This is a genomic window from Nostoc sp. JL31 (genome assembly GCF_017114965.1).
GTDB lineage: Bacteria > Cyanobacteriota > Cyanobacteriia > Cyanobacteriales > Nostocaceae > Nostoc > Nostoc punctiforme_A.
Map to the genome: position 1 here is coordinate 92,280 of NZ_JABXKO010000103.1, position 21,682 is coordinate 113,961.

A 21,682-nucleotide genomic window follows, 5' to 3' on the forward strand; every position below is an offset into this window, starting at 1 on the left:
CTGTTCAGAAAATAATACAACAATGATAATCGAATGGGGGGTGGGAGAAGAAATGCCTTCAATAGAAGAACTTTGGCGACAATACTATCGTCGCTTTACCGTTGACCACTGATATCGTTTTTTGAAACAACGCTTACATGTCTTCACATTACCTGTAATCAGCTTGTCATCTCCCAAAAGTTCAAAAATTGCCTGATTCCTTTCTCCTCAAGCTTTTAATTCCGCTTACCACCTCAAAATCAGCGAACGGACAGTGATTTCTCCCCCTCATTTCAAATATTCCTCAATTCCTATTGCGGCGATCGACTTTAATTTTGGCTGGATCAATGTTAATTACAACCTCTTCTAAAGGCAGGGTACGGATATAGTTTTTAAAGATATTAACTTGATAAACCAACTGATTTGTGACATCTAGTCCAGTCAACCAGCCACTCCGGGGATGATAAGCGCCAGTATCTATGTCTAGCCATCCCTTTCCTTGTGCCAGTTTACCAGGAGAAACACCCGGCAGGGTAAAGGTAATGGTGTGACCGATGATAATTTGTTTATCTGGAAAGTAGGGTTTTTCAATACTGTGAAATTCCTCTCGTATCCAGCACAGTTCATCGGCAGTTTGTTCTGTCACCGACTTGGAAGGGTCAACACCAGCATGAGTTAACCAAATATCCCCTAAGTCAAGGTATGTAGGCAAAGCTTTTAACCAATCCAGATGGTCATCAGGAATGGGAGCCTCTTGGTAACTGGCCACGGTAGCTTGCCCTCCACCAAACAGCCATGCTTGCATCGTCGAGGAGGAAATCCTTTCATTCGTCAGAATGTTTAGTAACATCTGCTCATGATTTCCCAACAAACATGAGTAGTTATTTTGCTTGACAAAATTAACTACTTGCGCACTATGAGGGCCGCGATCGATTAAGTCTCCCAGAAAATAGACTCGATCTTCTGACGTGGGGGCGATCGCCTCCAACAGTGTCATTAAACCTTCATAGTGTCCATGCACATCCCCAATTACAATTCGTCTGGGGCTAGTTTCGCTCATTGTCTCTTAGCTGCAATAGTTTTGGCTAATACTTCTGCTACAGTTTACGCTGTCTGCTTTCCGCAATGAAAGGTAAAAATACTGGATAATGCTTATTTTAATTTAATTTTTGTACGAGTAATAAAATTAACTTATCAAATATATACAACGACAATTGTTTTTTAGATATAACTTATAATATCAGTGGCGTAAGACTAGGTTTTTCTGCTAATTTAAACTACTTAGCCGAGAATTTAGGCTCTTGCCATATTCATCACTTTTGAGTTCACAATGTCTAATGGTTTCTCTGCTGAAATTAGTTCGCGCATCTGCAAGCACATGAATGACGATCATGCTGATGCTGTAGTTATTTATGCTAAAGCTTTTGGTGGTGTCACTGATGCAACCGCAGCCGAAATGCTGTCAATTGATGCACAGGGTATGGATTTAACAGCGCAAGTCAATGGGGAAACTGTACCAGTTCGCATTCAATTCGATCGTGTTTTAGTAGATGCGGAAGATGCTCATCAAACTTTGATTGCAATGGTGAAGCAGGCGCGGGTGAAGGCTAAATAGGAAATGACAAAATAATTGACATTAAATCTGCGATACATTTAACCACATATTTTTGTACATATAGCAATACTAGACTGGGGAAAGGTTAAAGGGGAAGGGAAAATTCCATAGCTTTACCCCTTTCACTTTTCCCCAAACCAAATTCCAGTTTAAAATTCTTAACGAGCAGTATTGAAAGCTGTGTGATTTCGTAATTGCTGTAAATACTCACCCCGCCAGCCGATACATAATCACTTTTCCTTTCCAATTTTCTTCCACAAATACCAGATGCTCACCATTGGAACGCCGAAAAGCGCGAATACCGTAGGGTATATCAATCCAGCCACTTTCGCTGCCAACTTCTGGGCCTGGTTTTAACTGTTGTACTTGCGCTCCCGTCTTGGCATTGTAGACATATACTTCTGCGGTTTTGACTGTCACGGCAAATACATAGTCTCCCGTCACACTAATTGCTGCTGTAGACACTTCACGCTTCCCGGTGCTGTCATAGGGTATTACAATCCGCCATTTGGGAGTACGATTTCCTTTACTCCAATTGTCAAAACGGGCAATCTCAGATCCAGCAACTCCAGCATCGTCACCAAATGCAGGGCGATCTACCGTAAAGCCTGACAAAAACATACTATCTGTTTCAGGGAAATATTCGATCCGCCGCAAGTCGTTAAATATTTTGGGAGTAGTTTGCTTTTCCATCGAACTATAGCTGTAGATGGGGTTGCCTTTAGGATCTATTCCCTGTAAAGGATAGTGTCGAATGCCATCTTCTGTTCGCAAAGCTTTCCAAACATCTCCTTTACTGTCTACCCACCAGCCACCAAGATGAGGATAATCTTTGCTGCGATCGTATTCGTTCTTTTCAAATTTGCCATTACCGTTGCGATCGCGCCAGATCCATTCCCCTTGTTCTGGTTGATGCGGTGGCCAATTTCCGGTAATAAATGGTTTATCTGCGCCATTAGTACCGACAAACATGCCGGCGGGGATGGCAACTTTACCATCTGTAGCGGGATTAAAACGATATATTTGCAGAAAGCTGTTATACATATCTGTGAGGAACAAAAACGGCTTCCCTTGGATGCGGCGAACAAAGGTTCCATCTGGGGATGTATGCAGACGTGGATCTTGAGGATATTTGAAAGCATTTAAGGTGTAGGCTTTGTAAATCCATTGCTTACCAGCAGCCTTACTGTAATCCATCAAATAGTGTTCTTGTTTGGTGAATAAATCTACACCATCAGTTTTAGGATCGGCATCTGCATTATCGACGAATATCAATCCCAGCGATCGCCACATTAGTTTTCCCGATGGCGAAAATTTCCGCAAATCTGTTCCTGATTTGTTGAAACCATTACTATTTATATAGATATTCCCTGAAGCATCTGTACCGACTCCGGTAAGTCCGTAAAGTTTCAAATCTCGAACTTCACCAGGAACTCCTGCATAGATACCGCCTTTAGAACCAAAACTACTCACCTGCACTGGCCGATCTTTGATATCATAAGTCAACATTTGCTGACGCGGTCCATTTTCTGCTACTAACAGCTTACCTTGATGATTAATAGCGATCGCTGTTGGTTCGACGATATCTGCAATCTGTTGCGGCAATTGCTTTCCACTTTGGGAATAATGTAAAATTTTTGCAGGCTTACTACCATTTTTACTTTGAATAATCCACAGATTTTTTTGTGGATCGATAGTTATTGCTCCCGGATTAGCAACGGTAAAGCTGCGGAGTTCCTTCATCGTCTCAGTATCATAAACACGAATACGGCTAGCAGCAAAATCACTCACATACAACTCGCTTCCCACAGTTGCTAATCCAGTAACTTCACTTTTAGTACTGGTAATCAACATACTTTTATCCCAACCACGTCCATTCGGAAACGGCGCAGGTTTTCCTGACAAGTCATAGCGTCTAACGCTATACCAAGTTGTTCCTTCTGATGGGTAATCTTCTTTTGTATCGCCCCTCGAACCTTGAGTCATGGCAATGTAAACATATTTACTATTTGCGGTTACAGCTTTGCCACCGCCACGACTCCAGCCGTGAGTATCCCCAAGGGCAGCAATAACTTTACCATCTTTATATATTCCTGCTTCCATTGCCGCCTCATCCCAATGGCTATTAGTATAAACTGTGCCATCAGGAGCAACATACATGCCCTCAATATTGTTTTGTACCCGCAGATTTCCACTGCCAATAGTATTACCTATCCACGATGTTTTGTAGTTAAGCGCGGATGTTTCAGTATTATTTTGTACTAGCAGATTTTCACTGCCAATAGTATTACTTATTGGCGATATTTTGTGTGTAAGTGTGGGTATTTCAGTATTGTTTTGTCCCCACAGACGTTCGCTGCCAATAGTATTATTGATTGACGATATTTTGTGTGTAAGTGTGGGCATTCCAGTATTATTTTGTACCCGCAGATTTTCACTACCAATAGTATTATGTGTAAGCGTGCGTGTTCCAGTCGTCGCCCAGTCTGTTGTAATTCCAAGGGTAGTAACAATGACTCCAATAGTCAGACTGAGTAAAAATTTGAACGTTTTATTTCTTTGTAAATATCTAGGATTAGATAATTTTTTAATGTGCTGATTGAGCTTGTGACGTAGTTTTTTTAACTGCGTCAGTAATTTATTTATCATATAATTTTCAGGTTTTAATTATTTATATACAATCATTGTTTATGAAATCCGTAAAAAAATATAACTATTTTGAAGTGGTTAAGATACCGTCTATGTATGGACACGGCATCTGATATTACTCTGCCATAACTTTCATGAGAAAATAACAGAGTAAAAATAAAAATAACTAACAATGGCTGAAAAAAATAACTTTAAAAAAATACGAAAATATCTTGAAGAAGCTGATGTTAAATTTGTGCGAGTTATTTGGTGCAATAATGCTAATATTATCCGTGGCAAAGCTGTGCATCTGGGAATGTTAGCTCACTACTTTGAACATGGAGTAGGGATTTCTGTAGGGCAGCAGGGAATTCCCGTAATGTATGATGCAGTTGTGCCAGAAACAAATTTAGGGCCAGTAGGTGAAATTCGCTTAGTGCCAGATTGGTCTAGCCTCAAGCCTTTACCTTATAGTTTTGGTCATGCTCGTGTCATGGGCAATATGGTATTAGATGGTGCTGCTTGGGGATTATGCCCGCGAAACTTCTTGAAGCGGATGATTGCGGCAGCTAAATCAACTGGTTGGGAAGTACGGGCAGCCTTTGAAAATGAGTTTTATTTACTACGGCAAACACCTGATGGCATCATTCCGGCTGACTCCACAGTTTTTGCTTCAACTCAGGCGATGGATCTCCACCGCGAAGTAATTGATGAAATCGCTGATGCACTTATTGCCCAAGGTATACCTGTCGAACAGTATTATCCTGAATCAGGCCCAGGTCAGCAAGAAATTTCCATGCGCTATACCGATGCTTTACAAGCAGCTGACTGGCAAATTGCTTTTCGAGAAACTGTCAGAGCGATCGCCCACCGCCACAACCTCATCGCTTCATTTTTACCCAAAATTTTCCCGGATGCAGCGGGTAGTGGTTGTCATATCCATCTGAGCCTTTGGCATAGGGAGAAAAACCTATTACCCGATCCTCAGAGTATCTATGGTCTTTCTGAGGTGGCATTACAATTTATCGCTGGTATCCTACACCATCTGCCGGCACTGATGGCACTAACTACCCCAAGTACTAATTCTTATCGCCGCATTCTTCCTCATAGTTGGAGTGGTGCTTTCCGTTGTTGGGGATTAGATAATCGGGAGGCTGCCGTTAGAGTCCCTAGTAACCCTGCTTTGGGCTGTCCCAGCCACTTTGAATTGAAAACTGTAGATGCCTCAGCTAATCCTTACTTAGCTTTAGGAGCAGCGATCGCAGCCGGACTTGATGGCGTGCAGCGCAGTCTCACACCACCAAACCCAGTAAATCAAGACCCTGGATATTTATCAATTGAAGAACGCAGTGCTAATGCAATAGACCCATTACCAAATAATTTGGGGCAAGCGATCGACTCACCTCCAGCAAGACGATATCCTATTAACAGCTTTAAATCCCCAGTTAGGCAAAGCGTTCTTAGCAGTGCGTCAAGCAGAGTGGCAAGCAATGAAAGATTGGGAATTAACGGCAGAAGTGAAAGCATTATTAGAAAAATACTAGCACCCCACTCTCTACTCCCTACTAAAAATGAATCTGGCTGATATTCCTTTAATTGACCAACACGCCCACAACATCTTAAAACCAGAAGTAGCTGCCCAGTCTCCTTATGCGGCTGCCTTTACTGAAGGCTACGATCCAGAAATAATTAACTACCATGCCCGTCATACCTTCTTTTATCGGCGTAGCTTGCGCGAGATTGCCGCTTTATTAAACTGTGAAGCTGAAGAAACAGCAATTTTGGCACGGCGCGAAAGTCTAGGATTAGAAGAACTAACGCAGATTTATTTTCAGGCTGCTAACCTAGAGGCGATTTACTTAGATGATGGTTTGCAGCCAGAAACTATCCTACCTCTGTCGTGGCATGAAAGGTTTATTCCTGTGCAACGAATTCTGAGATTAGAACTATTAGCAGAACAGCTAATTCCGCAATCTCCTGATTTTGCTACTTTCCTAGCCAGATTCAACAGTGAACTCGATCCCCCACCGCTGGGAGTAGTAGCTTTTAAAAGTATTGCCTGTTACCGGAGCGGTTTGGATATTCAATCGGTAACTGACGAGGTGGCGGCGGCTAACTTTGACAACCTCAAGCAACAACTGCACAATCAACCTCTGCGACTGACAGATAAACCGCTGATAGATTTTTTGTTACAACAGGCATTATCAGTAGCAGCAAAATACCGCTTACCAGTACAATTTCATACTGGCTACGGCGATCCCAGCTTGGATTTACGATTAGCTAATCCTCTAAATCTGCGATATTTATTAGAGTTACCCCAGTATCGTCATGTACCAATAGTATTGCTACACGCTTCATATCCTTATATGCAGCAGGCTGGTTATTTAGCTTCTGTATATCCCCAAGTTTATCTAGATTTCGGTTTGGCAATACCCTTTTTAAGCGTATCTGGAATGCGGGAAGCAATCAGGCAGATGTTAGAATTAACTCCCACTACTAAATTGATGTATTCTTCTGATGCCCACTCAATTCCAGAATTGTACTACTTGGGTGCAAAATGGGGTCGCCAGGTTTTAGGGGAAGTGCTAGAGCAAGCAATTACAGATTCTGACATTACTGTAGCTGAAGCTGAGACAATTTCTGTAGCAATTTTACGTGGAAACGCCTTAGTTCTCTACCAATCAGCGCACGAAACAAGTACTAAGCGTTAGCATTATTTATTACCCTAATCACTCTTGCTTTCAAATTGGGCTGATATTTTTCGTTGAATAGAGTGATTGCAGAGCAATATATAAGTAGCAAATTATTTTACATAAGCTTTATGTAGCTACCCTTATTCTTTAAATTTTCAGTTAATATCTTTAAAACATTATTTAAGCTCGACTTTATCCAAAATTAATAACTTGGTTTTCTTTATTCCAATACGGTTCAGTTAAGCATTTCTTTCTTCTCTCTGCGTTCTTGGCGTTCTTGGCGGTTCGTTAAAAAATAACCTTGGCAAAGAGTTTTAGCCTTAACTGAACCGTATTGTTATTTATCCGGTAAAAATTCTAGCTTTTGGGTACATACTTTTTCCACGTCACAGATATTGATAAACTTAAACAAATAAACCTACCTTCCCGCAGAAGTTTCAGCTTAGGCGATCGCGTTGCGACAAAAATGGATATAGTCGAGTTAAGGTATTAATATTTACTTGTTTTTAAAACATAATGGTAAACATTAATACAAAAATCTTATATATTTATTACTTTATAGCAGCTTTTCTCTCTCCTTATATAGCATTCATATTTCTGAGTTGATAGGTATCATATATATCTATCTCGGTGTTATATAGTTAATAAAAATACAGCTTTAATTCCTTGTTGACGTTGATATATAAATAGTTTATAAATTGGTTTTATATACGAAAGTTATTATTGGTAATGTGTATTCATAAATTCTATTGATTCAGGTTTGGATACAGATATAAAAGCGCACAGATGTGCGCCTGTTTTATTATATTTATAGGAGATACATTAGTGGAAAATAAACTAAAAAATTTTACTTCATCTTCTGCATCTATTCTCACTCTGGGATTAGGCTGGTTTCCCAAAAGTCCCGGAGGACTAGAAAGGTATATTTACGAACTAACTCATAAATTAGCAGCAAATCAAGACCAGATTGAATTATGCGGAGTCGGTTTACCAGAAGCTGAACTAAATTCGCCGATTAAGTTGACTAACTTGGCGAGTCCCGATAGTGCTATTTGGCAAAGATTATGGTCGATTCGCACGAATTTTCAGAAAACAAGAACCAGCAAACCAGATGCTATTAATTTGCACTTTGCATTATACAGCTTTCCGATTTTAGATATTTTGCCAAAGGGAGTACCAGTCACTTTTAACTTTCATGGACCTTGGGCTTTTGAGAGCAAGCAAGAGGTAGTTAATAAAAACCTCAGTCTTTTAATTAAGCACTGGTTAATAGAACAAAACACTTATAATCGCTGCGATCGCTTCATTGTTTTGAGCAAAGCTTTTGGTAAAATTCTACATGATAAATATCAAGTACCGTGGAGTAAAATTAATGTTATTCCCGGTGGAGTTGATATTAATTGGTTTCAACCAAATTTATCACCCCAAGAGGCTTGTGCAAAGCTAGGCTGGCCTATTAATCGCCGGATTATATTTACATCACGCCGTTTAGTACATCGAACCGGAGTTGACAAATTATTGCAAGCTCTGGCTATAATTAAGCCCAGAATACCAGATGTTTGGCTAGCGATCGCAGGCCGTGGTCACATCCAAGCCGCACTACAACAACAGGTTACAGAATTAGGACTAGATGACAACGTTAAATTTTTAGGTTTTCTCCCTGATGAGCAATTACCTATAGCTTATCAAGCGGCTGAATTGACTATTATGCCTAGCCAATCTTTTGAAGGATTTGGATTAGTAATAGTTGAGTCTCTAGCCTGTGGTACTCCTGTTTTGTGTACTCCAGTTGGGGGAATGCCAGAAATTTTATCAGAATTTTCACCCGATTTAATTACGACTTCAACAGACGCTTCAGACATTGCCGAAAAATTAGAACAAGCACTTTTGGGAAATATCCCCATACCTTCACGATCGGACTGTCGCCACTACGCCACCACAAATTACGACTGGAATCAAATTGCCCAACAAGTACGGAATGTTTTATTAGCTTAAACAAGTAAGTTTAATAAATGCCAAGGGCACTACATGAGCCAAATTAGATAAAATAGAGGTTTAATGAGAATTCTTTTCTTAGATCAAAGCGGTAAACCAGGCGGTGCCGAATTATGTTTAATAGATATTGCTAAACCTTATGGCGATCGCGCTTTGGTAGGTTTATTTGCAGATGGTTCATTTAAAGATTTACTACAACAAAATCATATTCCAGTAGAAGTTCTCGCAACTCAAGTAATCCAAGTTCGCAAAGAAAGCAGTTTGCTACAAGGATTCAAGAGTTTGGGACAACTTGCACCTTTGATTATTAAGGTAGTTAAAAAAGCGCGTGAATACGATTTAATCTATGCCAACACCCAAAAAGCATTAGTTGTCGGAGCGTTGGCAAGTTTTTTCAGTCGTCGTCCTCTGGTTTATCATTTACATGATATTCTTTCCAAAGAACATTTTAGCCAAACTAATCTTCGCATTGCTGTTAACTTAGCTAATCGTTTTGCATCATTAGTAATTGCTAATTCTCAAGCTAGTCAAACTGCCTTCGTACAAGCAGGAGGCCGCCCAGATATCATCGAAGTTGTTTATAACGGTTTTAATCCAAAAAGTTATCAAACTGATGAGTCTGACATTAAGCAATTACAGCAACAGTTAGGACTAGAAGGAAAATTTGTCGTTGGACACTTCAGCCGTCTTGCACCTTGGAAAGGCCAGCATATTTTAATTGATGCCCTTGCTAAATGTCCCCATGATGTAACAGCAATTTTAGTGGGTGACGCATTGTTTGGCGAACAAGATTATGTCCAAAAGTTGCACCAACAAGTTAGTGAACTGGGATTAGAAAACCGCGTTAAATTCTTAGGATTTCGTTCTGATATTCCTCAGTTAATGGCAGCTTGTGACTTGGTGGCACATACATCTACTTCGCCAGAACCCTTTGGTAGAGTGATTGTAGAGGCAATGCTATGTGGAAAAACTGTAGTTGCAGCCAAAGCTGGGGGTGCAATGGAATTAGTAGAACATGGACTTAATGGTTTTTTAGTGACACCAGGAAAACCCCAGGAACTTGCACAAGTAATTATCACTTGTTTACAGGAGACGGAAATAATTGCGACTATAGCTAATAATGCCAGGGCTACTGCTAGTCAGCGTTTTGATGTTGCAACTATTAATCAGCAAATTTTCCAATTACTGTCCCACAGATTATCATTAATTGACTAATCTACAATCACCGATTTTGTTTAGATAACCCCAGATTCACATCTGGGGTTTATGCGTGTGATTACAAACCAACTAATTCACGAGATTCAAAATCAGAGAGTTATTGAGCAATGCCTACAGCGGCAAGCTACGCTAATCTGGCTTCCAACTTAGCCACAATAAACTTATGACGCAGATATTCCAGGCGATCGCATTAAGCTACTTCCCGCAGTTGTGGTTGTGAGGGCACACTCACCTCTGGAAATGAAAGCGAGAGTTGTTCGGCTTGAGGTACTGCCGCTTGCTGCAAAACTTGAACTTCAATATTCACGCTGACCAAATAACTACCTGTATCAGCACCAACTGCTTCGGCGATTAGTTTAGCAATGTCTGGGCGTTTGGCAGTCAGCGGATCGCGTAAAATACACCGATCCCATTCATGCTTGGCAGTCGGATTGAGGTTGAGAATATAATGCTTCATCATCGAACTAACCCTTGAATCCATCTTCCAGAAGGTTTTCACAGAGCCATTATGCATTTGGCTAGGCTTTGTGGACGCTATACCCATTATAGTATATTTGTACTAAATTGGGCGATATCTGAGTCAGAAAGTAGGAAATATATCATGTCCGGCTAATTAGCTATATTCCCAAATCTATGCAGAAAGCCCAAAAATCCCTCCCCTCTCCGGTCTTACAGCTATTTACCTGAAAATAGCTGTAATCATAAGTCTTTAACCGGACACGATTAAGCTGTTCCTCGTTTAACTTGCATAATTAGCATAGGCTTTTCGGTCTATGCCACAAGAGTTATATAAATTTTGGATTAGATGTCGTTTAGCTTACAAACCATTCGTAAAAGCGTATAAAGCGTATAGGTATGTCTTAGGAATATTCCTGTGCTACATCGGATTGTTAAAGGACTTCTAACAAATAATCAAAGTGCGATTTCTACAATGGGCAAAACCAACGCCAAATTTATCTATTCCTTTCTTCTGCAATTTGGTGATGTCTCTGAATTCTTAATCCCCGAAAATCTGCCCATAGGTAAATTCTAATACAAAGCTATTGCAACTAAGCTTACAAAGCAACACCTTATATTTATATAAATCGCTATATGGTAGATATCTATATTCTTGACCTATTTGTGATTGGTCTACTTTTGTTGATTGTAACTTTAGGCTCAGGTTGGATTACTCGCTTACCTCTTTCTTTTGCCATTATCTACCTAGTGGTTGGTATTTTTCTAGGACCTTATGGCTTAGGGCTGATTCAATTGCGTCGAGATGACGTTTTTAACACCGAACTGCTGGAGAAAATAACAGAACTTGTAGTAATTATTTCTGTGTTTAGCTGCGGTTTAAGAATTGTTCGGCCTCTAAAGTTGGGGGTTTGGGATATTACGGTGCGATTGATTCTATTTTTGATGCCAATTTCAATTTTTGCTCTGGCTGTTGTGGGTAAATTGTTTTTAGGGATGAATTGGGGAGAAGCAATTTTATTAGGAGCAATTCTCGCACCTACCGATCCAGTATTAGCATCAGAAGTACAACTCACCAGTGCAAATGACCAAGATGAGTTGAGATTTGGTTTAACTTCTGAAGGTGGGTTAAATGATGCTTTAGCTTTTCCCTTCGTTTATTTTGGCATTCATGCCTTAGAAGATGACAACTGGGGTAACTGGCTTCAACAGTGGATTACGGTTGATTTAATATGGGCGATCGCATCTGGTATTGTTATGGGAATTGTTGTTGCCAAATCTATCGTTTGGATTGAGCAAATAATTCAAAAACGCCGTCCTGCTGATGAGTTAATGGAAGATTTTATTGCTATCAGCACCATTCTCATAACTTATTCATTAACAGAAATGGTTAATGGCTATGGATTTTTGGCGGTATTTGTTGCTGGGTTAGTTGTCCAACGCAGTTACAGAAATTCTGAAAAACCGATAGAACAATTAGAATTTGTTGAGCAAGTAGAAAAGCTACTAGAAGTTGGGACAATTTTACTATTAGGTTCAATATTATTATTGAAACCAATGCTTAATTATGCTATGCAATCTGTGTTAGTAATAATTTTGTTATTCTTGATCATCAGACCTTTAGGAGTTTGGATTAGCACAATAGGTAAACGTCCTCTAGATTCACGCCGCCGAACCTTCCACCCAGGAACTCGGTGGTTATTTGGATGGTTTGGTATTCGCGGTGTTGGTTCTTTATATTATCTAGCTTATGCCTTTGGTCATGGCTTGAAAGGTGAAGCAGCCGAACAAATTGCTTGGATAACTTACACTACTATTGTAGCCTCAGTAATTGTGCATGGAATTAGTGCAACTCCATTAATGAAGTGGTATGAGCGCAATTTTGCTAACAAGAGAAAGACTACCACTCCCACTACAATAGATGAATTTGAGTAAAAGCCATTTTTGTACGTAGCGACTTTCAAGACAGTCGCTACAGTTTAATTTTATGAACCTTACTCCAAATTTGAGAGGCGGTTTTAGTCTTCAATTCCCATTTTTTTATCGGAAAGGGGTTCGGGTTAGGTCTAGATTCCCTATTTACCTGTAACTTTTTCAAGAACTCCTTTCGCTTTTTCACCAAAACTTTCTGGTGGATTTTGTTCTTGTTCAGCCTTCAAATTTCTTTCGTAAGTCTTCTCTATAGTAGTAAGATTTTTTGAATCTTTGATTGCTTGCTCATAAGCTTTTTCTCTGTCTTCTTCTTGAATGCCAACACCTGGGTCGTATTCGTTAGCACGATTAATTTTTTCTTCAGAATTTGGTTTATACTCTGGGGGTACTAGTTTTAATTCTTCAAGAGTAGTTGCATAACTACTTTGCTGAACAAAAATGAAGGAACCTGTCAAGCTGATGAAAACCATCAAGCTAACAACCAAAAAGCTTGAACGTAATGCTTGTTTTAAACTTAATAGAATTTTTTGCATGAAAAAAATCTCCTAATCTTTTGCTATGAGCCTTTTGAGGTATAAGATAGATTAAATATCTGAGGCTCAAAGGCATCCTAAGTGTTTAGGTACAGTTCTTTCTTCTACCTCAAGGTATATTAATTTTTCCTTATAGTAATCTTATTCACAAGACTAAAATCCGCGACTTTTTAAAGGAAGTCGCGGATTTGATTGTTCACAAATGTTTTAGTAGTAGCACAAAGTTGTGTAATTTTAACCGTGTCCCTCTTTAAAAATAGTCACAAATTGTTGTGCTTACTAATATACCATCCAGAACTCCAGCTCTAGACTAATAGCTCAAATCTACTCAAGTAGACTGACATTTTTAATACCATTTTGGATTTTAGATTTTGGATTGTGAAACATCCATTGGATAAGTGTTTCAGTTTTCCATCTGTCGCAATCATTTTTCAAATTGGTATAATTTTTTATCCGATAGACACTTATGACCCAATACGCTTGGGTTAAGGCTAAAACTCTTTATCAAATTCAAATTGTTTAATCTAACCGCAGAGGCGCAGAGGAAAGAGAGAGAAGAGAAAAAATGCTTAAACCAAGCGTATTGACTTATGACCAACTGTGATTAATTTTAATTCCTCGGCTTTGCATTACCTCTTCAAATAAATTTGTTGGTAATGCTTCTTCTACAGGAAAAACACCTGGTTTTTTGAGTTTACCTTCTAGCAATAATTGGGCAATACTACCTGTACCGTAACCAGAAGCCACTGCTGTATTTTCATGCACTACAGTTGAACAATAAACGGCTGTCTCACCATTTTTTTCCCCTGTAACTTCTGAACGAACTGCTACTCCAATTCCACTAAAATTATTAGTGACATCTGTCATTGAATGGCTGACATGAGACAGAAATTCAATCATGTAACGACGTTGCATTAACCACTTGGGAAAAACGTGTGCCGCAATCCAAGTTAGATGATTATAGAAATCTGGAACAGAGCCAAACTTAGTAATTACAGTTTTCACTGATGGGAATGCATGGGGTAGTGTAAAGGTTTCTGGCATATCAAACCAGTAAACTCCGCTGCGTCTATATGGAGATGGAAACTCAACTACTTCTCTTTCACTATAAGGCTTGACTATTTCCCATTTTCCATTTATCCAAGCCTCAAAAGGATACTGCAACCCTAGAAAAGTTGTCCGCATGACTGTAATGCCAGCACCACCAGAACCAGAAACTAAATAACTTAAATGGATTTTTTCTGGTCGCTCAAATTGTTCAACTCCCTGGCGTACCATGCTGTTAGAAATACCAGGGAAAATGCCAGTATTAATAATTGCCGTTACGCCAGCAGCAGCAGCTTTTTCATGATAATTCAGAGCCTTGCTGGTATAAGAACGGTGGTCGCTGACATCTAAATAATTAATGCCTTCAGCAATACAGGTTTCGAGAACATTAGTATCTCGATAGTGAAATGGCCCAGCACAATGAATAACTAAGTTAGAGTTTGCGATCGCATCTCGCAGCTTGTCAACTTCTACCAAGTCTAATATCAAAAACTGCACTTGTCCCCCCGAAGACAAGCTTACAGCTTTCCCAAACTCCGCAGAACGTCCAGTAATCGTAATTTTTGCTTGCGTATGGGTAGCTAGATCCTCGGCAACACTGCTACCAATCCGCCCTCTTCCTCCAAGAATTAAAACTCTGTCTGTCATTACTCCAGATTCGCAACACTAACCTTATTTCATCAGTTTTTTGTCCTGTCTGGCATCGGTTATAAGTATGATTTATAGTTTTTAATAAAATTTTTGCTCTATCTAAATAGTTGTAAACAAGTTTGTAGTAAGGACTTTAGTCGTTATTTTATAAGCACTAAAGTCCTTACTACAAACTCTTCATTACTAACTTTACAAAATACTACATTTGCGCTTCAATTTGCCTAACTACCGTCAGCGCCGAATAACTCACCCCAGCAGTACCTTCGCCGGGATGGGTGGAATCACCAACTAACCACAAATTTTGGATGGGTGTCCGATTGGCGAACCCAAAGGGGCCAAAGGTGGGTATTCTTTGACCAATACCGCCAACTATACCGCGATCGCGTGCTGTGAAATGAGCAAAGGTGCGCGGTGTTGCGGCTTCTTGATGAATAATCGTTTCTGGTTTGAGATAAAAGTATTGAGCAAGACGAGCGATCGCTTCTTGGGTAAACTTTTCTTTTAGTCCTTCATAATCATCAGTCTGCCACCACTGTGCAGGATCGACAAATGATGAAGCAATAATTGTCGCTTTCCCTTCTGGTGCGCGGCCATCTCCAGGATGACTGACGGAAACAAACAGGGAATTATTTTCGCCAATGGGGCCATTGACATCGTACAGAAATTGGAGATGGGGAGGACACTCAGGCGGAATCGCACTGGCATCTACACCCAAATAGACCACAAAAGCACCCGATGCTTGGGGCAGTTTTTCCACCCGGTTTTTATAACCAGATGGCGCTTGTTCCCCCAATAACTGCACCAAATTTTGCACGGTGACGTTGCTAACTATGTGGTCGGCTGCTTCTGTCCAAACTTCACCAGTTTTCTGGTTTCTAATAACAACAGCACTGGCTTTGCCGTTTTCTACTTTGATTTCTTCTACAGTGTGGCGCATCAATAGTTTGCCGCCATCTCTTTCTAAAGATTGTACCAAGCGATCGCTTAATACTTGCATACTTCCCTGGAGGTGAAACAATCCTTGGGGCAGTTGGGATACACTCAACGCCGTTGCTGCATAAAGTAATGCTGTCTCGTCTGCATCTACCTGGGAGTATAACTTCAGTTGCAAATCCAAAAAAGTTCTCAGTCGTCGGTCATTTCCCAATCCACATAACCGTAAAGCATCTCCTACCGTAAACAAGGTGAAGGGTACAGTAATTAATGTACTCGGACGCACCGCCTGAGTTAGCTGCCACAAATCCCATAAATTACGCGGTGGTAGCACTGGGTCGCGTCCTTGAAATTCCCAACTAGCATCAAATAAAGTTGCCATCAACTGCCAAAATGGTTCGCTACTAGGAAACTGTTTTTGTCGTTCCTCTTGCCATTTCTCTTGGTCGCGCCAAACGTTGATGGGTGTGCTTTCCCCAGGTAAATACACCGCACAAGCAGGGTCGCAAGGCGTTGCTTGTGGCAAATCAATTGACAATTCTGAGAAAATCCGGTGGTGAATTCCCCCTGGTTCCAACCCCGCCACCTGAGTTGCTCCCACATCAAAGGTAAATCCCTGGCGTTTAAACGTCGAAGCACAGCCTCCTGGTACGAGGGCTTGATCCAAAATTAAGACACTATAACCTCTATGAGCTAATAATGCCCCAGCAGTCAGTCCACCTATTCCTGCGCCAATAACGGTGACATGAGAGTTACTTTTGTCAAGAGAAATGCTGGACATTGATTATTTTCTTTAAAATTCTTAATACTTTTACTTATAATTTTACCTTAATCTCTGACTTCAATAGGGTCGAAGGGTGCGATAGCGATCGCTATAGTGGTTCTCGCTTCGGTGCAGTACAGTTTTGACCTCACTTTCATTCTTCTCTACTTTAGAGTGGGTGTGCAAAAGAATCGGTCAGACAAACTTTGAATTGAGTAAATCTGGTTGGCAACAATTAACTTTGGCTATTTAAAAAATGGAAGTGCTAACCTTATCCTCCCTCAAAACTGCTGCACGAGATTTTTGTGTTGTACTTAAGTAAGGTGAAGGGAATTGATGCTGCTGCCACAATAGAATTAAGCTGCTATCTCCAGTATTTCTTATGAGTGAATCTATTACCTTGACAGACGCTGGCTTCTTACCAGAAGATTTGTTACCAGATGTTAGTCTTCTGGTGACAGAAGACGATGAATCCTTGGATAATTTACGATCAGAAAAACAACAAAGATTACTAACAGAAACCCTTTACAGTTCTTGGAACGGGCCAAGTAATGCCCAAGGGTTTCTCGTTGCTGCCAATGTGGGTTTATTTACCACTGGTAAGCAACCGCCGATTGTGCCAGATGTATTTTTGAGCCTAGATGTACAGATAGCAGAAAACTGGTGGGAAAAAAAACATCGCTCCTATTTCTTTTGGGAGTTTGGCAAACCGCCAGAGGTAGTAATTGAAATTGTCTCCAATCGAGAAGGCAATGAAACAGGGCGAAAATTATTAGAGTATGCCAGGATGCGGGTAATGTACTACATTATCTTTGACCCAACTCAGCAACTTGGTGGTGAAATTCTACAGATGTATGAGTTGCGAGGACGGCAATATATACCCACAAGCGAGCAATGGCTGACTGAAGTTGAGTTAGGTTTATGTTTGTGGGAAGGTGCGTATGAAGGTAAGCGGGATGTTTGGTTGCGGTGGTGTGACACTGAAGGTAATGTGATTCCTACTGGTGCAGAACGAGCCGAACAAGAGCGAGAAGCTAAAGAAACTGCTCTGCAACGGGTTGAACGCTTGGCAGCACAGTTACGAGCCTTGGGTGTTGAGCCAGGAGCGTGAGGAGGGAGTAGGAAGTGGGGTAATTCAATTAATTGCAAAACGCTGTCAGAGCGAAATTGCCAGGAAACTCCCTATCTAAAAAGAAAAAACCCGCCGTAGCGGGTTACACAACAAAACTATGAACAATGAAAACTTGATTTAGCTGGAATACCTCATTTCAGCTTCCAGTTGACGAATTAGCTGTTCGTCGCCTTTTGCTCTAGCTATTTCCAAGCGATGCTCTAGGCTTCTTTGAATATTCGCTCTGTGAGTTTCTCGTGATTTGCTCAAACTTTGTAGTCTATTTTGACTCATAGTGATTACCTGCTTTAATTTTTCAATTTATGTCTTGTATTCTTAACATAGCACACATTTTGTAGCTGTTGCTACAGAAAATATATTTTTTATATATTTTTACCAAAATATGTCTAATAACCAGATAGATCGACAACCCCTTGTGACTTTACTGAGCGATTTCGGCGATCGCGACGTTTATGTAGGCATAATTAAGGGAGTCATAGCCCAAATCAACCCTAGACTGAGGGTAGTAGACTTAACGCACCAAATTCCGCCGCAAGATATTGTCGCAGCAAGGTTTAGCCTGATGAATGCTTATGCCCATTTTCCAGTTGGGACAGTGCATCTGGCAGTAGTCGATCCAGGTGTGGGAAGCAAGCGACGAGCGATCGCACTAGAATTTGCTCAAGGGTTTTTGGTTGGGCCAGATAATGGTATATTCAGCGGCGTACTTAGTCAAAGTCCTGCGATCGCAGCCGTCGAACTTACAAATCTTAATTATTGGCGCACTCCTCAACCAAGCAAGACTTTTCACGGTAGGGATATCTTTGCACCAGTGGCAGCTAATCTTGCTAGTGGTGTCCCCTTCAAACATCTAGGACAAGAAATCGAACTAGTAAGTTTGGTAAACCTGGATATAGGTAACTGCAAGCAGACAACCACCAGTGTAGTGGGTTGCATTCAATATATTGACCACTTTGGCAACCTAGTGAGTAACATTCCAGCCAGTTACGTGCAAGGCAAAAGTTGGTATGTGCAAGTTGCCGGATTGAGTGTACCAGGCTGTGAAACTTACAGTGAGGTCAAAGTGGGAGAGATAATAGCTTTAGTTGGCAGTCACGGCTGGGTAGAAATTGCCATTAATTGCGGAGATGCTCACTCACAATTACAGATTAATTTACAAGATGTGCTAGAAGTCTTGTTTTTTTAAGAAAATCAGACCAGTGAATATTGCTAAAGTTAAGACAGTGAAAAATCATCAGACTGCAAAGTGCCTGTTGCTGATTTGTGGGAAAGGCAAAGAAAGGAAAAATCCTAGATATAAAACGGAGGGTGGGCAACTACACACCACTTAAAAACAAGCAGTTACACTCACCGTAGGTAGTGACAATTCGACAAAAATTTCCAGAAAGCAACTGCTAAAAGACGTAAGTTTAGGAATGGTGACATGAAGTTCGCCTTATTGCTCATAATAATAAAAGTAACCCTTGAGCAATTTCCTGTTGTACTCTACTAGAGAATCATAATTATATTCTTAACTATGACTACACAAACACTCTCTGCACCAGAAGTTTATCAAGGTCAGTTTGGAGAATTTACAATTACTCAGAGCGATCGCACTGGCGTAATTATCTATCGCGCTGGATTAATGGTAGCAGCACTGAGCTTTGCCATCGGCAGCGCCTTGATTTTACTCAACAATAACCCAACTGTTGTAACTTTACTGACACCTCTATATGCTTGTTTTAGCCTCGCTCTTGGTGTAAGTTTATTTACCATCCATATCTATATGGCATCACTGCACCGAACGTTGCAAGTTTTTTGGGCGATCGGTACTATCGCATCAGTGATTTTGGCAATCACTAGTAGTGAACCTTTAGCTCTTGCTATTTACAATCAGCCAATTACTTTATTTGGGGTTGGTTTTATCTTCGTAGCTTTGACAGGTATTTATTTTAAAGAGGCTTTTTGCTTCAATCGCCTGGAAACCAAAGTATTAACCCCAATTGTACCGCTACTGCTGTTAGGACATTTGGTGGGAATTTTACCAACTCAGGGAGAAAGCATTTTATTAGGAACATGGGCGATATTATTTTTAGTATTTGCCTTGCGAAAAACAGTACAAGCAATTCCTGCTGATATTGGAGATAAATCTGTGTTTACCTACTTGAAAGAACAACGTTTAGCAAAGGTTTAATGCGGATAAAAAATCGTCGGTGTCAAAAATTTCCCAAAATCAAACTAATCAAACGCCAAGAAATGTGGACACTTACGGCTCAAGGGTGGGCGATTGCGATCGCTTTGATTGCCTATTTAATATTTTTTCTTTTTACTCATGTACACTCATTTCTCGCCGTAACTTCCCCGATCCAATCAGCAGAAGTATTAGTTGTTGAAGGATGGCTACCAGATTACGCTATAGAAAAAGCTTTGACTGAATTTAAAAACGGTTCTTATCATCAAATAATTACTACCGGAGGCACATTAGGAAAAGGAAGTTATCTTACCGGATATAAGAACTTTGCAGACGTGTCAGCTGACACATTCATAAAACTCGGTTTAGAAGCAGAAAAAGTAGTAGCTGTTCCGACACCTTTTGTGGTTAAGGATCGTAGTTATGCATCTGCTGCTGAATTTGAGCGTTGGCTAGCCAATTCAAATTTAAAAATAGAATCGATTAATCTTTTTTCCTTGGACGTTCATGCCCGCAGGAGTTGGTTTCTTTTTAAAAAAATACTTACCCCTGAAATTAATGTTGGTGTGATTGCTGCTACAACACAAGATTATAATCCAAACAAATGGTGGGGTTCTAGCGAAGGTGTGCGGACGGTTCTTGATGAAGGTATAGCTTATCTTTATGCACGTTTTTTGAATTGGAAAGCTTAACAGTAAGACAGCAGAAATATTTGCTTTGGCAGCCATTTAATTTTAGCTTTTGGATTTTTAAGTCAATCCAAAATCCAAAATTCAAAATAGTATTACTTACCCAGGATTTGTAATAATGCTTGCCGATAAATTTTCAGACCCTCTGCATTCAGATGGTCGCCATCACTGGTTAAATTTTCTTTCAAAACATTATTTTCATATAATGGTGCTAGTCCGGCTGCGGCAACTGGTACTTTTTCTGTTTCAGCAACTTGATTAATCAGAACATTAATTTGTTCCACTTTAGAATTTGGAGCTGCTACAGTTGGATCTGAGCTTGCTGCCACTGTCGAATAAAAAGCCGGAATCAGAAAAAGCTCTTTAGTTCCCATTGTGCGCAGAAGTGCGATCGCCTCTTGGAGATTTTTGGTAAATAACTCATCACTAATTTTATACAAAGCATCATTTCCACCTATGGCAATAATCGCTTTTTCGCATTTCACCTTGGTAGGAATTAAACTTTTTAATTGTTCTAGTAATGAGATTGTACTCAGACCATTTAACCCAAAATTAAAAGTACCACTCCCAAGGGTATTGCCAAGTCCAGCCGAAATAGAATCGCCAAATAAGCAACCGGAGAACTGTTTATCCTGGGCGGCGAGTGTTTGATATTGTAGTGCAACTTTCCCTAAAGGTGAAGAACTTACGTCATCTTTCGGCGGCGCATCAGCAGAACTAGCAGAGGGATTTGCCATACCGACTAGCTTCTTAATCTTTGACACATCAATAACTAGTTGATTACTGGGATAGGCTTGTAGAAAGCTGGTTATTCCTAGACCTTCTGGTGATTTTGCTCCGATGATGAGGGCAGATCGTAGTGCTTGTATACTGGCTTGATCGCGACGAGCGATCGCACCAGAAGCAAAAGATAAAATTTGCTTGCCCATTCCTGTGTTTATCAGCTTATCTAAAGCCACAATATCAAGCGACATTTTCACTTGCAGGGCTTCTTGGAACTTCTGTTTTTCCTTAGCGCTGAGGTAATCTAAGAAAGATTGCAAATCGCTAGAAGCCTTTTGTGTCTCGCCATAGTTGCGTATATCTGCCACTGGGATCGATTGCTCAAACAATCCGTATCTAATAGTCACTTTTTCGGCTGCCAAACTAGGCAACAAACCAAGGCCACTATGCACCAGTAAAAATATTAAGCACCCAGATAGGCTTATTAAAAAACGATAAAAATATTTCATCACAGAAGATCAGAAG

17 protein-coding genes and 1 pseudogene are annotated in these 21,682 nt (G+C 40.3%); 10 read left to right on the forward strand and 8 right to left on the reverse strand.

Annotated elements, in window-relative coordinates:
- Positions 1–283: 283 nt before the first annotated feature.
- Positions 284–1,039: a metallophosphoesterase family protein gene (locus HWQ43_RS25515; RefSeq protein ID WP_292738846.1), complete on the reverse strand. Its 756-nt coding sequence runs from the start codon at positions 1,037–1,039 to the stop codon at positions 284–286.
- A 270-nt stretch (positions 1,040–1,309) separates the two neighbouring features.
- On the opposite strand from HWQ43_RS25515, the gene HWQ43_RS25520 reads away from it, so the two are divergent.
- Positions 1,310–1,594: a DUF2470 domain-containing protein gene (locus HWQ43_RS25520; protein WP_292738848.1), complete on the forward strand. Its 285-nt coding sequence runs from the start codon at positions 1,310–1,312 to the stop codon at positions 1,592–1,594.
- A gap of 207 nt (positions 1,595–1,801) precedes the next feature.
- On the opposite strand, the gene HWQ43_RS25525 is transcribed toward HWQ43_RS25520, so the two are convergent.
- Positions 1,802–4,243 (reverse strand): hypothetical protein, encoded by a 2,442-nt coding sequence (locus HWQ43_RS25525; protein WP_292738850.1) that lies wholly within the window; start codon positions 4,241–4,243, stop codon positions 1,802–1,804.
- 172 nt (positions 4,244–4,415) lie between these two features.
- Here HWQ43_RS25525 and HWQ43_RS25530 point away from each other — a divergent pair.
- The 4 genes and pseudogenes from HWQ43_RS25530 to HWQ43_RS25545 all read left to right on the forward strand — a co-directional run bounded on the left by HWQ43_RS25530 (position 4,416) and on the right by HWQ43_RS25545 (position 10,125).
- Positions 4,416–5,766 (forward strand): annotated as a pseudogene (locus HWQ43_RS25530) (glutamine synthetase).
- A 27-nt stretch (positions 5,767–5,793) separates the two neighbouring features.
- Positions 5,794–6,933, forward strand: coding sequence for an amidohydrolase family protein (locus HWQ43_RS25535; RefSeq protein WP_292738852.1), 1,140 nt, complete (start codon positions 5,794–5,796; stop codon positions 6,931–6,933).
- Between the two features lie 807 nt (positions 6,934–7,740).
- Positions 7,741–8,910 (forward strand): glycosyltransferase family 4 protein, encoded by a 1,170-nt coding sequence (locus HWQ43_RS25540; protein ID WP_292738854.1) that lies wholly within the window; start codon positions 7,741–7,743, stop codon positions 8,908–8,910.
- Between the two features lie 63 nt (positions 8,911–8,973).
- A complete protein-coding gene (locus HWQ43_RS25545; protein WP_292738856.1) occupies positions 8,974–10,125 on the forward strand; it encodes a glycosyltransferase family 4 protein in 1,152 nt (383 codons plus the stop codon).
- Positions 10,126–10,318: 193 nt separating this feature from the next.
- Here the strand turns inward: HWQ43_RS25545 and HWQ43_RS25550 are convergent, their stop codons facing one another.
- Positions 10,319–10,588, reverse strand: a complete 270-nt coding sequence (locus tag HWQ43_RS25550; protein WP_292720957.1) for a hypothetical protein — start codon at positions 10,586–10,588, stop codon at positions 10,319–10,321.
- A gap of 632 nt (positions 10,589–11,220) precedes the next feature.
- Here HWQ43_RS25550 and HWQ43_RS25555 point away from each other — a divergent pair.
- On the forward strand, positions 11,221–12,519 hold the full coding sequence (locus HWQ43_RS25555; protein WP_292738858.1) for a sodium:proton antiporter: 1,299 nt from the start codon (positions 11,221–11,223) through the stop codon (positions 12,517–12,519).
- A 140-nt stretch (positions 12,520–12,659) separates the two neighbouring features.
- On the opposite strand, the gene HWQ43_RS25560 is transcribed toward HWQ43_RS25555, so the two are convergent.
- The 3 genes from HWQ43_RS25560 to crtD all read right to left on the reverse strand — a co-directional run bounded on the left by HWQ43_RS25560 (position 12,660) and on the right by crtD (position 16,461).
- Entirely contained in the window at positions 12,660–13,049 is a 390-nt protein-coding gene (locus tag HWQ43_RS25560; RefSeq protein WP_292738860.1) for a hypothetical protein, read from the reverse strand.
- A gap of 588 nt (positions 13,050–13,637) precedes the next feature.
- Entirely contained in the window at positions 13,638–14,744 is a 1,107-nt protein-coding gene (locus HWQ43_RS25565; protein WP_292738862.1) for a saccharopine dehydrogenase NADP-binding domain-containing protein, read from the reverse strand.
- 202 nt (positions 14,745–14,946) lie between these two features.
- Positions 14,947–16,461: a C-3',4' desaturase CrtD gene (crtD, locus tag HWQ43_RS25570; protein WP_292738864.1), complete on the reverse strand. Its 1,515-nt coding sequence runs from the start codon at positions 16,459–16,461 to the stop codon at positions 14,947–14,949.
- A 364-nt stretch (positions 16,462–16,825) separates the two neighbouring features.
- Between crtD and HWQ43_RS25575 the strand changes: the two genes are divergently transcribed.
- A complete protein-coding gene (locus HWQ43_RS25575; protein ID WP_292738866.1) occupies positions 16,826–17,554 on the forward strand; it encodes a Uma2 family endonuclease in 729 nt (242 codons plus the stop codon).
- A 138-nt stretch (positions 17,555–17,692) separates the two neighbouring features.
- On the opposite strand, the gene HWQ43_RS25580 is transcribed toward HWQ43_RS25575, so the two are convergent.
- Positions 17,693–17,848 carry a hypothetical protein gene (locus HWQ43_RS25580; RefSeq protein WP_292738868.1) on the reverse strand — a complete coding sequence of 52 codons (156 nt, stop codon included), beginning with the start codon at positions 17,846–17,848 and terminating at the stop codon, positions 17,693–17,695.
- Between the two features lie 109 nt (positions 17,849–17,957).
- Here HWQ43_RS25580 and HWQ43_RS25585 point away from each other — a divergent pair, with 109 nt between their 5' ends.
- The 3 genes from HWQ43_RS25585 (at position 17,958) to HWQ43_RS25595 (ending at position 20,437) form a co-directional block, all read left to right on the forward strand.
- Entirely contained in the window at positions 17,958–18,761 is an 804-nt protein-coding gene (locus HWQ43_RS25585) for an SAM-dependent chlorinase/fluorinase (protein WP_292738870.1), read from the forward strand.
- 330 nt (positions 18,762–19,091) lie between these two features.
- Positions 19,092–19,748, forward strand: coding sequence for a DUF2301 domain-containing membrane protein (locus tag HWQ43_RS25590; RefSeq protein ID WP_292738872.1), 657 nt, complete (start codon positions 19,092–19,094; stop codon positions 19,746–19,748).
- Positions 19,748–20,437, forward strand: a complete 690-nt coding sequence (locus HWQ43_RS25595; RefSeq protein ID WP_292738874.1) for an ElyC/SanA/YdcF family protein — start codon at positions 19,748–19,750, stop codon at positions 20,435–20,437. Before HWQ43_RS25590 ends, HWQ43_RS25595 begins: the two co-directional genes overlap by 1 nt.
- Before the next feature lie 92 nt (positions 20,438–20,529).
- On the opposite strand, the gene HWQ43_RS25600 is transcribed toward HWQ43_RS25595, so the two are convergent.
- The gene (locus HWQ43_RS25600) at positions 20,530–21,564 is read right to left on the reverse strand and encodes an alpha/beta hydrolase (RefSeq protein WP_292738876.1); all 1,035 of its coding nucleotides are present in this window, start codon (positions 21,562–21,564) and stop codon (positions 20,530–20,532) included.
- Positions 21,565–21,682 lie beyond the last annotated feature (118 nt).

Coding starts and splice junctions, on each gene's coding strand:
- HWQ43_RS25515 (WP_292738846.1), bottom strand. CDS start 1,039: ATGAGCGAAACTAGCCCCAGACGAATTGTAATTGGGGATGTGCATGGA.
- HWQ43_RS25520 (WP_292738848.1), top strand. CDS start 1,310: ATGTCTAATGGTTTCTCTGCTGAAATTAGTTCGCGCATCTGCAAGCAC.
- HWQ43_RS25525 (WP_292738850.1), bottom strand. CDS start 4,243: ATGATAAATAAATTACTGACGCAGTTAAAAAAACTACGTCACAAGCTC.
- HWQ43_RS25535 (WP_292738852.1), top strand. CDS start 5,794: ATGAATCTGGCTGATATTCCTTTAATTGACCAACACGCCCACAACATC.
- HWQ43_RS25545 (WP_292738856.1), top strand. CDS start 8,974: ATGAGAATTCTTTTCTTAGATCAAAGCGGTAAACCAGGCGGTGCCGAA.
- HWQ43_RS25550 (WP_292720957.1), bottom strand. CDS start 10,588: ATGATGAAGCATTATATTCTCAACCTCAATCCGACTGCCAAGCATGAA.
- HWQ43_RS25555 (WP_292738858.1), top strand. CDS start 11,221: ATGGTAGATATCTATATTCTTGACCTATTTGTGATTGGTCTACTTTTG.
- HWQ43_RS25560 (WP_292738860.1), bottom strand. CDS start 13,049: ATGCAAAAAATTCTATTAAGTTTAAAACAAGCATTACGTTCAAGCTTT.
- HWQ43_RS25565 (WP_292738862.1), bottom strand. CDS start 14,744: ATGACAGACAGAGTTTTAATTCTTGGAGGAAGAGGGCGGATTGGTAGC.
- crtD (WP_292738864.1), bottom strand. CDS start 16,461: ATGTCCAGCATTTCTCTTGACAAAAGTAACTCTCATGTCACCGTTATT.
- HWQ43_RS25575 (WP_292738866.1), top strand. CDS start 16,826: ATGAGTGAATCTATTACCTTGACAGACGCTGGCTTCTTACCAGAAGAT.
- HWQ43_RS25580 (WP_292738868.1), bottom strand. CDS start 17,848: ATGAGTCAAAATAGACTACAAAGTTTGAGCAAATCACGAGAAACTCAC.
- HWQ43_RS25585 (WP_292738870.1), top strand. CDS start 17,958: ATGTCTAATAACCAGATAGATCGACAACCCCTTGTGACTTTACTGAGC.
- HWQ43_RS25590 (WP_292738872.1), top strand. CDS start 19,092: ATGACTACACAAACACTCTCTGCACCAGAAGTTTATCAAGGTCAGTTT.
- HWQ43_RS25595 (WP_292738874.1), top strand. CDS start 19,748: ATGCGGATAAAAAATCGTCGGTGTCAAAAATTTCCCAAAATCAAACTA.